This is a genomic window from Halomonas sp. KM-1 (assembly GCF_000246875.1).
Taxonomy (GTDB): domain Bacteria; phylum Pseudomonadota; class Gammaproteobacteria; order Pseudomonadales; family Halomonadaceae; genus Halomonas; species Halomonas aerodenitrificans.
In genome coordinates this window covers 1-11,797 of sequence record NZ_BAEU01000049.1, presented here as the reverse complement: position 1 = coordinate 11,797, position 11,797 = coordinate 1, and the positions used below count along the sequence as shown (strand labels likewise).

The 11,797-nt window shown below is 66.8% G+C and carries 11 protein-coding genes; 8 read left to right on the top strand and 3 right to left on the bottom strand.

Translation table 11 applies throughout. From position 1 onward, the window contains the following. Positions 1–30: 30 nt before the first annotated feature. On the bottom strand, positions 31–1,113 hold the full coding sequence (locus tag B8115_RS04800) for a LysM peptidoglycan-binding domain-containing protein (protein WP_234260934.1): 1,083 nt from the start codon (positions 1,111–1,113) through the stop codon (positions 31–33). A gap of 249 nt (positions 1,114–1,362) precedes the next feature. Here B8115_RS04800 and def point away from each other — a divergent pair, with 249 nt between their 5' ends. The 7 genes from def to B8115_RS04765 all read left to right on the top strand — a co-directional run bounded on the left by def (position 1,363) and on the right by B8115_RS04765 (position 8,854). Next, positions 1,363–1,872, top strand: coding sequence for a peptide deformylase (def, locus tag B8115_RS04795; RefSeq protein ID WP_010626621.1), 510 nt, complete (start codon positions 1,363–1,365; stop codon positions 1,870–1,872). A 105-nt stretch (positions 1,873–1,977) separates the two neighbouring features. Then, on the top strand, positions 1,978–2,964 hold the full coding sequence (fmt, locus tag B8115_RS04790; RefSeq protein WP_010626620.1) for a methionyl-tRNA formyltransferase: 987 nt from the start codon (positions 1,978–1,980) through the stop codon (positions 2,962–2,964). Further along, entirely contained in the window at positions 2,964–4,313 is a 1,350-nt protein-coding gene (rsmB, locus tag B8115_RS04785) for a 16S rRNA (cytosine(967)-C(5))-methyltransferase RsmB (protein WP_010626619.1), read from the top strand. The genes fmt and rsmB overlap by 1 nt, the downstream gene beginning before the upstream one ends. 37 nt (positions 4,314–4,350) lie before the next feature. Then, the gene (locus B8115_RS04780; protein ID WP_010626618.1) at positions 4,351–4,557 is read left to right on the top strand and encodes a dodecin; all 207 of its coding nucleotides are present in this window, start codon (positions 4,351–4,353) and stop codon (positions 4,555–4,557) included. A 112-nt stretch (positions 4,558–4,669) separates the two neighbouring features. Beyond that, positions 4,670–6,043 (top strand): Trk system potassium transporter TrkA, encoded by a 1,374-nt coding sequence (gene trkA, locus B8115_RS04775; RefSeq protein ID WP_010626617.1) that lies wholly within the window; start codon positions 4,670–4,672, stop codon positions 6,041–6,043. A gap of 43 nt (positions 6,044–6,086) precedes the next feature. After that, positions 6,087–7,535: a TrkH family potassium uptake protein gene (locus B8115_RS04770; protein WP_010626616.1), complete on the top strand. Its 1,449-nt coding sequence runs from the start codon at positions 6,087–6,089 to the stop codon at positions 7,533–7,535. A gap of 74 nt (positions 7,536–7,609) precedes the next feature. Beyond that, positions 7,610–8,854, top strand: coding sequence for a TraB/GumN family protein (locus B8115_RS04765; RefSeq protein ID WP_010626615.1), 1,245 nt, complete (start codon positions 7,610–7,612; stop codon positions 8,852–8,854). Here the strand turns inward: B8115_RS04765 and B8115_RS04760 are convergent. Then, positions 8,851–9,300, bottom strand: coding sequence for a hypothetical protein (locus tag B8115_RS04760; RefSeq protein ID WP_010626614.1), 450 nt, complete (start codon positions 9,298–9,300; stop codon positions 8,851–8,853). The two genes, B8115_RS04765 and B8115_RS04760, sit on opposite strands and share 4 nt — an antisense overlap. Positions 9,301–9,483: 183 nt before the next feature. Here B8115_RS04760 and B8115_RS04755 point away from each other — a divergent pair, with 183 nt between their 5' ends. Further along, the gene (locus B8115_RS04755) at positions 9,484–10,914 is read left to right on the top strand and encodes a sensor domain-containing diguanylate cyclase (protein WP_010626613.1); all 1,431 of its coding nucleotides are present in this window, start codon (positions 9,484–9,486) and stop codon (positions 10,912–10,914) included. A 6-nt stretch (positions 10,915–10,920) separates the two neighbouring features. On the opposite strand, the gene B8115_RS04750 is transcribed toward B8115_RS04755, so the two are convergent. Beyond that, entirely contained in the window at positions 10,921–11,721 is an 801-nt protein-coding gene (locus B8115_RS04750) for a tRNA-uridine aminocarboxypropyltransferase (protein WP_010626612.1), read from the bottom strand. Positions 11,722–11,797 lie beyond the last annotated feature (76 nt).

Here is an 11,797-nt window from a genome sequence, read left to right as displayed (position 1 = left end):
CCTGTTGGCCAAGCACACTCTCTCCAGCTTTCACCGCTGTGCCACCCCCACCCCGCGCCGGGGGTTGTGCACGCGATCGCCGACTTCGAGGGTGCGCGTCGCCTGCAGCACCAGGCCGTAGCTCACCTTCTCGTAGGGCCGGAAGACCATGATCAAGCCGGCATCGGTGCCGGGCAGGCGCAGCGACTCGCCGGTGCGTGGGTCGATGATGCGCTCGCCCTGCTGCTCGACCTGCAGCACGTGTCCGATCTCGAGCCCGTCGCGGCGCCCTCGGTCCAGTGTCACCACCTGCAGCCGGCCGATGAAGCGCACCCCTCCGGGCACCGCCAGAATGGCGCCTTGTACGTCGTGGTCGGGTGCACGTGGCACGAACTCGCTGACCAGTTCACGCTCCTCCAGCGGCAGCACGATGTCGTCATTGCGCACCTCCTGGTTGGCGGAGACGATCTCCATGATCGCAATGTCGTCTTCACTGCGATCGGCCCGCGCCCGACCGATGCTAACCAGCTCCAGACCCAGCAGTTCACCGCTGGCGCCATCCTGGTAGCGGTCGCCCACACGGTAGATGCCGTAACGCGACCCGCGCTGCAGCTCGCCGCGAGCATAGATTCGATCGCCCGCGCCGCTGATGATGCGCCGGTCGTTGCCGGCCACCACGTAGGCCAGTTCGTTCAAGGCTTCGGGGTCGTCGACGACCCGATGATCGCGCAGGAAATGGCGCACCGCATCGAGGGGGATCGGCTCGATGGCCTCGCGCACGGGCACGCGGCGCACCTCAGGCGAGAGTCGCACCTCGCCCTGGCCGCGTTCCAGCCCCAAGCAGGGTCGCCCGTTGCAGTCGTAGAGATAGACCACATCGCCGGGATAGATCAGGTGGGGGTTGCGAATCTGCGGATTGACCTGCCACACCTCCGGCCACTGCCAGGGATGGCTCAGGAAGCGCCCCGAGATGTCCCACAGGGTATCGCCACGCACCACCGTATAGCGATCCGGTGCATCGCTGCGCAGGCCCCGGTCCCAACTGAGCCCCTGGGCCTGAGCCAGCGCCGCGCAGAGCAGCAGCGCCATGCCGCCACCCCAGCTCAGCGCTCTCTTCACCAGAGCCCTTTTCATCAGAACTTGCTTCATCAGCACAATCTTCCGCGGCCCGCCGGGCTTCCGCTTCGTACTCTTCTGCATCCCGTCCGCTCCCCCGCCCTTCACCCCAGCTGTCCTGCGCGACGCATCCACCCCCGGAACCGAGGTGCCATGCTATAGTCCAACACTATTGAATCGATATGCGGCCGGCAGTTTCACCCCGGCGCGCCAACCCCTAGAATAGGGGCAATCCCCGAATGACAGCATAACGGTGGTTCCAACGCCATGGCCAAATTGACTATCCTCGAATTTCCCGACGAGCGGCTGCGCACCAGAGCGGCGCCGGTCGAAGCGGTCGATGACGAGGTACGCCGGCTGGTCGACGACATGCTCGAAACCATGTACGACGCCTCCGGAATCGGCCTTGCCGCCACCCAGGTGGACGTCCACCGCCGCGTGATCGTGATGGACGTCAGCGAGGAACGCTCGCACCCCCTGGTACTGATCAACCCCGAGTACACGCCCATCGGCGAAGAGCGCGAGCTGATGTCCGAGGGCTGCCTGTCGATCCCCGAGTACTATGCCGAGGTGCCGCGCGCGCTGAAGGTCCGGCTCAAGGCGCTGGACCGCGACGGCAAGCCCTACGAGCTCGAGGCGGACGGTCTGCTGGCCCACTGCATACAGCATGAGTACGACCATCTCGAAGGTGTGCTGTTCGTCGACTACCTCTCGCCACTCAAGCGCGACCGCGTGCTCAAAAAAATGCAGAAGCGCCACAAGCTGCAATCTGCCTGACCCAGAATGACGGTTAACGAAGGCCGGCGCCGGTGCGCCGGCCTTCGTCGTTTGCGGCCGCCTCCGTTATGATGAGGGCAACCGTTCATTGGCAAGGCTCGACTCATGTCCCGACCTCTGCGCATCATCTTCGCCGGCACCCCCGATTTCGCTGCCGCCAGCCTGGCCTCCCTGCTGCACAGTCAGCACCAGGTAATCGCCGTCTACACCCAGCCCGACCGCCCGGCCGGCCGAGGCCGCAAGCTCACCGCCAGCCCGGTCAAGTCGCTGGCCCTGGAGCACGTGCTGCCGGTGCTGCAGCCCGAAACCCTGAAGAGCGCCGAGGTGCAGGCCGAACTGGCCGCCTTCGAGGCCGATCTCATGGTGGTGGTGGCCTACGGTCTGATCCTGCCCCAGGCGGTGCTCGATACCCCCCGCCTGGGTTGCCTCAACGTGCACGCCTCGCTGCTGCCACGCTGGCGCGGTGCGGCGCCGATCCAGCGCGCCATCGAGGCCGGTGACGACGCGAGCGGCGTGACCATCATGCAGATGGATGCCGGGCTCGATACCGGCGACATGCTATTGGTGAAGCGCACCCCCATCACCGCAACCACCACCGGCGGCGAGCTGCACGACACCCTGGCCCGGCTGGGCGGCGAGGCGATCGTCGAGGCACTGGATGCCCTGGCAGGCGACGGGCTTGCCGCCACGCCGCAGCCCGAGGCTGGCGTGACCTATGCCGCCAAGCTCTCCAAGGCCGAGGCCGAGCTGGACTTCAGCCGCCCCGCCGCCGAGCTTGCCGCCAAGGTACGCGCCTTCAATCCCTGGCCGGTCACCTGGTGCCACCTGGGCAGCGAGCGCCTGCGCCTGCTGATGGCCGAGGTCGGCACCGCACGCGATGACGAGCCCGCCAGCGTGCCGGGCACCCTGCTGGCGCCCGATACGGATGCACTGCGCATCGCCTGCGGCCAACAGGGCAGCGAGGTACTGCGGGTCACTCAGGCGCAACTGCCGGGCGGCAAGCCGCTGGCGGCCCGCGACCTGCTCAACGCCCGCCACGAGCGACTCCATCCCGGACACGTCCTTGGACAGGCCAACGAGGAGAGCGCCTGATGCATCGTTCCACGCCATCCACCCGCGCCGGCAAGTCGGTGCAGGACGGCGGCCAGGCGGTTCGCGCCAGCGCCGCTCGCGCCCTGGTGCCCGTGATCACCGCCAAGGGCTCGCTCAGCGACCTCGACGACCATCAGGTGGTGATTCGCGACCGCGCGCTGTTCAAGGCGATGTGCTACGGCGTATGTCGCACCCTGCCGCGTCTCGAGGCGTTGGCCGAGCGTCTGCTCAAGACGCCATTCAAGGCCCGCGACGCCGACGTTCAGGCGTTGCTGCTGCTGGGCATCTATCAGCTGCTCTATCTGCGCATCCCGGCCCACGCCGCCGTGGGTGAAACCACCGGCGCCGCACGCCAACTGGGCAAGGAGTGGGCAACCAAGGTGCTCAACGGTTGCTTGCGACGGCTCACCCGCGAATCCGCCGCGCTGCAGGCCGAGGTCGATCAGGATCCGGCGGTGGCGCTGCTGCATCCGCGCTGGCTGCTCAAGGCCCTGCGCGAGGACTGGCCCGACGACTGGCGAGCCATTGCCGAGGCCAACAACCAGCCGGGCCCCATGGCCTTGCGCATCAACCGCCGTCGCGGTGACCGTGAGGCCTACCTGGCCAGGCTGGTCGAAAGCGGCATCGATGCGCGCCTGTGCACCCACTCCCCCGACGGCCTGGTACTGGAGAAGCCCTGCGACGTCCAGGCACTGCCCGGCTTCACCGAAGGCGACGTCAGCGTGCAGGACGAAGCGGCGCAGCTCGCCGCCGAACTACTGGGGCCGGCCCTGGCACCGCGCCCCGGCGGCCGCGTGCTGGACGCCTGCTGCGCTCCCGGCGGCAAGACCGCGCACCTGCTGGAACTGTTTGACATCGAGCTGCTGGCGCTGGATAGCGATGCCGTACGCCTGGCCCGGGTCGAGGATACCCTGGAACGGCTGGGTCTTTCAGCCACGCTGGTGCACGCCGACGCCACCGGGCGCGACTGGTGGGACGGTACGCCCTTCGACGCCATCCTGCTCGATGCCCCCTGCTCCGGCACCGGCGTGATCCGTCGTCATCCCGACATCAAGCGCCTGCGGCGCGCCTCCGACATTGCCAAGCTTGCTGAGCTGCAGACACGCCTGCTCGACAATCTCTGGCCCCTGCTGCGCCCCGGCGGCTCGCTGCTGTACGCTACCTGTTCGGTGCTGCGCGAGGAGAACGACGAACAGATCCGCGCCTTCCTCGAACGCACCCCCGATGTGACCGTCACCACCCCCGCAGAGGTGAGCTGGGGCCGGGCGGTGGGTGCCGGGCGCCAGCTGCTGCCTGAGCCCGACAGTCACGACGGCTTCTTTTATGCCAGACTGAGGAAGCAGGGCTGACCCGCCCTGCCATCGATCACATGAGCAAGGAGCACCCATGAGCGATCACGTCTACAAGCACATCGAGCTTACCGGTTCCTCGGAAAAAGGCGTCGAGGACGCCATCCAACGCGCGCTGGAGAAGGCCTCACAGAGCCTGCACGGCATGCGCTGGTTCGAAGTGACGGATACCCGCGGGCATATCGAGAACGGCCGCGTCGCCCACTGGCAGGTCACCATCAAGGTGGGCTTCACCCTCGACTGACGACGACCGCTCCCTACGCGGCTGTTACATCACCTTCGGCTGGTTTATGCTAGCCACGGATGCTGCGGCGCCATATCGGCGTCGCAGAGTCGTTTGATGGGCCTGACAGCATATGAAGATCATCATCCTGGGGGCCGGCCAGGTCGGCGGCACGCTGGCCGAGCATCTGGCCCGCGAGGAGAACGACATCACGGTGGTGGACACCGACGGCGAACGGCTGCGCGAGCTGCACACCCGGCTCGACATCCGCACCGTGGTGGGCCCCGGCTCCTACCCGGTAGTGCTGCGCCAGGCCGGCTGCGAAGACGCCGACATGCTGATCGCGGTGACCAGCCAGGACGAGGTCAACATGATCGCCTGCCAGGTCGCCCACACCCTGTTTCGCACCCCCACCAAGATCGCCCGGGTGCGTGCCACCGCCTACCTCACCCGCAAGGGGCTGTTCGCCCACGAAGCCGTACCCATCGACGTGCTGATCAGCCCCGAGCAGGTGGTCACCGACCACATTCGTCGTTTGATCGAGCACCCCGGTGCGCTGCAGGTGCTGGAGTTCGCCGGCGGCCTGGTGCAGCTGGTGGCGGTGAAGGCCTACTACGGCGGCCCGCTGGTGGGCCAGGACCTCGGCTTCCTGCGCCGCCACATGCCCAGCGTCGACACCCGCGTGGCGGCCATCTACCGCCGCAACCGGCCGATCATCCCCCGCGGCGACACCGTGATCGAGGCCGACGACGAGGTCTTCTTCATCGCCGCCCGGCGCGACATTCGCGCGGTGATGAGCGAGCTGCGCCGGGTCGACCGCGACTTCCGCCGGGTGGTGATCGCCGGCGGCGGCAACATCGGCGAGCGCCTCGCCGAGCACCTCGAGCACAGCCATCAGGTCAAGATCATCGAACACGGCCTGGAGCGCTGCACCGTGCTCTCCGAACGCCTCAACCGCACCGTGGTGCTGCACGGCAGCGCCACCAACAAGCGCCTGCTGGAAGAGGAGAACATCGAGGAGTGCGACATCTTCTGTGCGCTGACCAACGACGACGAGGTCAACATCATGTCGTCGATGCTGGCCAAGCGCATGGGCGCCAAGAAGGTGCTGACGCTGATCAACAACGCCGCCTACGTCGACCTGGTGCAGGGCGGCGAGATCGACATCGCCATCTCGCCGCAGCAGGCCACCATCGGCAGCCTGCTGACCCACGTGCGCCGCGGCGACATCGTCAACGTGCACTCGCTGCGCCGCGGCGCCGCCGAGGCCATCGAGGCCATCGCCCACGGCGACACCCAGTCGTCGAAGGTGGTGGGGCGGGCCATCGGCGAGATCGACCTGCCCCGCGGCACCACCATCGGCGCCATCGTGCGCGGCAAGGAGGTGCTGATCGCCCATGACGACGTGGTGGTGGAGTCCGGCGATCACCTGATCCTGTTCGTGATCGACAAGCGCCGCATCCGCGACGTCGAGCGGCTGTTCCAGGTCGGGCTGACGTTCTTCTGATGGCCCGCTCGATGACACCCCGCGACGCAGGGAACGCCGCCCCATGAGCCTGCGAGTCATTCTCCGCATCCTCGGCCTGCTGCTGATGATGTTCAGCCTGACCATGCTGCCGCCGATCCTGATCTCGCTGCTGTTCGGCGACGGTCAGTGGGACGCCTTCATCATCGCCATTCTGATCACGGTGGTGACCGGGTTGGTGATGTACCTGCCCAACCGCCGGGCGCGCAAGGAGCTGCGCATTCGCGACGGCTTCCTGATCGCGGCGCTGTTCTGGAGCGTACTGGGGCTGTTCGGCTCGCTGCCGTTCATGCTCACCGGCGATGCCGCTCTGGCTCCCACCGACGCCGTGTTCGAATCCTTCTCGGGACTGACCACCACCGGCGCCACGGTGATCACCGGCATCGAGTTCCTGCCCGAGTCGGTGCTCTACTACCGCCAGCAGCTGCAGTGGTTGGGCGGCATGGGGATCGTGGTACTGGCGGTAGCGATCCTGCCGACGCTGGGGGTCGGCGGCATGGCGCTCTACCGCACCGAGATCCCGGGGCCGCTGAAGGACTCCAAGCTGACCCCGCGCATCACCGAAACCGCCAAGGCGCTTTGGTACATCTACGCCGCGCTGACGCTGACCTGCTTCCTGGCTTATCTGGCCGCCGGCATGAACTGGTTCGATGCCCTGGGTCACAGCTTCTCCACCGTGGCCATCGGCGGTTTCTCCACCTACGACGCCAGCATCGGTCACTTCGACAGCGCCGTGATCGAACTGATCTGCGTGTTCTTTCTGATCGTCTCGGCGATGAGCTTCAGCCTGCATTTCCTGGCTTGGCGGGGCAGGCAGCTCAGCCACTATCTGCACGATCCCGAGGCACGCTTCCTGCTGCTGTTCCTGTCCGGGCTGATCGTCATCGCCGTGGTGTCGCTGTGGCTGACCGGCACCTACGACACCGAGCGCGGCCTGCGTCACGGCCTGTTCCAGGCAGTCTCTATCGCCACCACCGCCGGTTTCAGTGTCGCCGACTTCTCGGCCTGGCCGGGAGCGCTACCCTTTCTGCTGTTCATGGCCGCCTTCGTCGGCGGCTGCTCCGGCTCCACCGGCGGCGGCATGAAGGTGATCCGCATCATCCTGATCCTGAAGCAGGGCATGCGCGAGGTGATGCGCCTGATCCACCCCAGCGCGGTGATCGCGGTGAAGGTGGGCAAGGTAAGCGTGCCGGACGGCATCGCCCAGGCGGTGTGGGGCTTCTTCTCGGCCTACCTGATGCTGTTCTTCCTGATGCTGGTGGGGGTGATGGCCACCGGCGTCGACCAGGTTACCGCCTGGTCCTCGGTGGCCTCGGCACTCAACAACCTGGGACCGGCCCTGGGCGAGGCTTCCGACAACTACGGCGAGCTACCGTTACTGGCCAAGTGGATCCTGGTAGTGGCGATGCTGCTCGGCCGCCTGGAGATCTTCACCGTGCTGGTGCTCTTCACGCCCGCCTTCTGGCGCAGGTAAACCCGGCGCCGAGTTTGGTTCGGGGCTCGGCTTCGTGGATAATCGAGGCTTCACTCCCTGCAACCCGAGCGTTCATGACCGACTCCCAGGATTCCGTGACCGACCCCCGCCAGGAAGGCGCCTTCAGCGGCCCCCATCGCGTCGTCGAGGTGGGAGAGACCCGCTATACCCTGCTAGGCACCGCCCACGTCTCCGCCGAGAGCGCCGAAGACGTGCGCCGCATGATCCGCTCCGGTGAATTCGATGCCGTGGCCATCGAACTGTGCGACGCCCGCCATCACAACCTCAGCAATCCGGATGCGCTGGCTCAGCAGGACCTGTTCGAGATCTTTCGTCAGGGCAAGGCGGGCATGGTCGCCGCCAACCTGGCGTTGGGCGCCTTTCAGCAGCGCGTGGCCGAGCAGTCCGGCATCGAGCCGGGCGCCGAGATGCGTGCCGCCCTGGATGAGGCCCGCGCTCACGACCTGCCGCTGCTGCTGGTCGACCGCGACGTGGGCGTGACGCTCAAGCGTATCTATCACAACGTGCCCTGGTGGCAGCGCATGTCGCTGTTCACCGGCCTGCTCGGCAGCGTGATGTCGCGCCAGGAGGTCAAGCCAGAAGAGATCGAGAGGCTGAAGGAGGGCGACGTGCTGGAGTCCACCTTCAGCGAGTTCGCCGCCGAATCGGAAGCCCTCTACACGCCTCTTATCACCGAGCGCGACCGGTACATGGTGCTGCGCCTGGCCGAGCAGGCCCCACCCGGGCGCTACCGCAACGTGCTGGTGGTGATCGGTGCCGGGCACATGAAAGGCATGGTCGAGCATCTCGAGGCCCCGCTGCCCGCTGCACCGCAAACGGAACGCGAGAGCCTGGAAGCCACTCCGCCGCCATCGAGGATCTGGCGCGCCCTACCCTGGCTGATAACGGCGCTGGTGCTGACCGGCTTCGCCATCGGCTTCTCGCGCAATACCGAGCTCGGCTGGCAGCTGGTCGGCGAATGGTTCCTGATCAACGGCGTGCTCTCGGGGCTCGCCACGCTGATCGCCCTGGCTCACCCGGTCACGGTGGTGGCCACCATGTTCGCCGCCCCGTTGACCTCGCTCAACCCCACCATCGGCGCCGGCTTCGTCGCGGCAGGGGTCGAGCTGTGGCTGCGCAAGCCCAAGGTGCGGGACTTCTCGACCCTGCGCCACGACGTCACCGAACTGAAGGGCTGGTGGCGCAACCGCGTTTCGCGCACCCTGCTGGTATTCCTCTTCGCCACGCTGGGCTCCGCCGCCGGCACCTGGGTGGCGGGCTTCCGCATCGCCGGCGCCTTGATGGGCGGGCCGGCCTAGCCGGAATCCCCTTCGTCGGGCTTTCGCTCTCTCGCTATCCTCTCTTCGCCCGAGCCGGCTTCATCGGCACGGGCGAAGGCCTCAATGACCTGCGCCACCACCTTGCGCTGCTCCACCGGCAGCGCCAGGTAGCGCTGCAGCACACGACGCTCCTCGGCACTGACCGACGCCTCCCAGGCGCCGCGGGGCTCGCTCACCCGATAGCCACCACGCTCACCGAAGCGCAACGTCTGCGGTTCGACTCCCAGCCACTCCGCCAGCACCTGCAGCTTCTCCTGCTGGGGCAGGGTTTCACCGCACAGCCAACGCCTCACGCCTTGTAGCGTGACGGGCTTGCCCCAGTAGCGCAGATTGAACTCTCGTTCGAGCACGGCAGGGCGCGGTTCGTAGCCGGCGGCACGCATGGCGGCGGCCAGACGCTCGGCAAAGGCGGTCTTTTCATTCATCGGTGGAATGTGCCGCGCCAGCCAGGGCTACAGTTGAACCAATGGTTGATGCCATCAAACAACAAATGGTTTACTTTCATTATGTCAGAGGCCCTCGTACGCCCGCCAACCATCCCGGATGGCCTGGCGCACCGCAGGGAGGACGGCAGCCACCCGCTGCCGGCGATACCACAGGGAACCCTCATGCCGGACTCGCTTGATAAGGAACTCGATGCGAGCATCTGCCCATCCGTGCCACCCATCGGGGATGCACTACAACCGCACGGCTGTCTCATCGCTTTCGACAGCGATTGGCAAAGCGTGCGCCTGGTGAGCGCCAATCTCTCATGTTTCTTCGGCGTTTCGGCCAGCGAAGCGCTCGGACGGCGCCCGGAACAGGTGCTGGGGGCCGACACCGCAACGGCTCTGGCACGAACCTTGGCCATAGGAGCCCCCGGCATGACGATCCCCTCGGGCCAAGCGGATGTGGCCTCGCGACATCTCTATGTCTCCACGCGCGTATCCGGACAACATGTCGTTATGGAAGTGGAGCCCCTGACGACAGAAAGCCACGATTTACCGGGGCTCGGTCATGCCTGGAGCACCCGCCTCGCCCGGGCCGGCAATCTCCATGAATTGCACGCCCAATTGCTGCGGGCGCTGCAGGCCCTGAGCGGCTTCGAATCCTGCACGCTGCATAGCCATGAGTATGGCGGAGATGGCATGCGGCGTGGCCAGGAAGGCATGCGCCTGGAGCCTTTTCCCAGCACCGTTGAGCATCGCATCGGCACACCCTTGATGCTGGTCGACAGTAGGGCGAAACCGGTCGAGCTGTTGGCGATACCTGGACCGCTGCCCGCCCCATCGCCCTGCTCACTGCGACTGCCTCCCCCAAGGCTGGGGGGCTGGCTGAAAGGCCGACAGGCGCGTGCGGCACTCATCCTCGCTCTGCACGGGACGACCCCGGGCCAAAGCCTGGTGGTTTGTCGGGACCGGCAACCACGCCATCTCCCCCCGCCCCTGCGCCACCTGCTGCAACAGTTGGTTCAACTGGCTGCGCTACGCGGAGCGCTACTGCACGAGAAGCGCGAAACCAAGCACCGCTACCGCCTGCTGCACGAGCGCAATACCAAACTTCAGTGGCTGGCCTACACCGATCCGTTGACCCAGGTGGCAAACCGCCATCGCATCGAGCAGGTACTCGAGGCCGAGCTGACACTGGCCAGCCGCAACGGCAAGCACATGACCCTGCTGCTGTTCGACGTCGACCATTTCAAGCCGATCAATGACACTTACGGGCATGAGGTGGGCGACCGGGTGCTGCACCAAGTGGCACGGGTGGCCCAGACGCAGTTGCGCAAGAGTGACTACTTGGGCCGCTGGGGCGGCGAGGAGTTCATCGTCGTGGTGCCCGGCTGCGACCTGGCTCGGGCTCAGGAGCTGGCCTGGCGCCTGTGTCAGGCTCTTGCCGGCTCCACCATCGAACCGGTCGGCCAGGTCACGGCCAGCTTCGGTGTTGCCGTCAGCCAGCCCGGCGACACCTCGCGCAAGCTGGTACAGCGTGCCGACCGCGCCATGTATCGCGCCAAACGGGCGGGGCGTGCCTGTGTCAGGACCCAGGAGATCGACGAGTGATGCGCGTCACTCTCCCTGGCACGCCAGCAGCCGGCGCATGGCCGCTGTCGGCTGCTCGAGCTTCTCGTAGCGTCGGCTGGCGTCGTAGCTGACGTTGAAGGCGTCGAAGTAATCGTCCAGCACTTGAGCTGCATGCTCATCGCCGCTCTGGCGCAGCAGCTCGGCGGCCACCTCGGCGGTGCATAGATGGGCCTGGGAGGCGGGCTTGCGCAGCCGATAGCGAGTCAGTCGCGTCGTCGCCAGCGGCAGCACCGGCAAGCGGTCGAGATAGGGGCTCTTGCGGAAGATGCGCCTCGCCTGGCGCCAGGTGCCGTCCAGCAGGATGAATACCGGCGTCCTGCCGCTGGCCTTGACCTCACCTACTACGGCCATGTCCACCACGCGATCGGCATAGTCCGGCTGGTCGTCTGGGAAGATCACGAAGGGGGCGAAGCGTGGGTCGTCGAGCAACGCCAGCAGGCGCTCGTCCGGCGTCGTGCGATACCAGGTGAACACCTCGGTATCCGGCAGCACGTCGCGGATCAGGCGCCCGGTATTGGTCGGCTTGAGATGCTCCAGCGGATGCGTGATCAGCCACACCCGCGCCTCGCTCTCGGCGTTGACCCGGTAAGGACAGAGGCAGTTGAGCACCGGCAGGTTGCAGCCGGGGCAGCGCTCGGTGAAGCTGCCCCGCGCCTTGAACTCGCGCCGCGGCGGGCGGGAATGACCGGTTGCGGGGTCATGGTAATGCCCGGCCTCGGGGGCTCGGGAATGCCCGGCCTCGGGGGCGCGGTCGGCAAGGTCGGCCTGGCCAGTCTCATCCAGCATCATCACGTATCCAGGGGCGGCGGGTGCGGCATTCTAGCATCCCGACGCTCACCCCAGCAGGGTTTCCTCGCGATAT

Coding starts and splice junctions, on each gene's coding strand:
- B8115_RS04800 (WP_234260934.1), bottom strand. CDS start 1,113: ATGAAAAGGGCTCTGGTGAAGAGAGCGCTGAGCTGGGGTGGCGGCATG.
- def (WP_010626621.1), top strand. CDS start 1,363: ATGGCCAAATTGACTATCCTCGAATTTCCCGACGAGCGGCTGCGCACC.
- fmt (WP_010626620.1), top strand. CDS start 1,978: ATGTCCCGACCTCTGCGCATCATCTTCGCCGGCACCCCCGATTTCGCT.
- rsmB (WP_010626619.1), top strand. CDS start 2,964: ATGCATCGTTCCACGCCATCCACCCGCGCCGGCAAGTCGGTGCAGGAC.
- B8115_RS04780 (WP_010626618.1), top strand. CDS start 4,351: ATGAGCGATCACGTCTACAAGCACATCGAGCTTACCGGTTCCTCGGAA.
- trkA (WP_010626617.1), top strand. CDS start 4,670: ATGAAGATCATCATCCTGGGGGCCGGCCAGGTCGGCGGCACGCTGGCC.
- B8115_RS04770 (WP_010626616.1), top strand. CDS start 6,087: ATGAGCCTGCGAGTCATTCTCCGCATCCTCGGCCTGCTGCTGATGATG.
- B8115_RS04765 (WP_010626615.1), top strand. CDS start 7,610: ATGACCGACTCCCAGGATTCCGTGACCGACCCCCGCCAGGAAGGCGCC.
- B8115_RS04760 (WP_010626614.1), bottom strand. CDS start 9,300: ATGAATGAAAAGACCGCCTTTGCCGAGCGTCTGGCCGCCGCCATGCGT.
- B8115_RS04755 (WP_010626613.1), top strand. CDS start 9,484: ATGCCGGACTCGCTTGATAAGGAACTCGATGCGAGCATCTGCCCATCC.
- B8115_RS04750 (WP_010626612.1), bottom strand. CDS start 11,721: ATGCTGGATGAGACTGGCCAGGCCGACCTTGCCGACCGCGCCCCCGAG.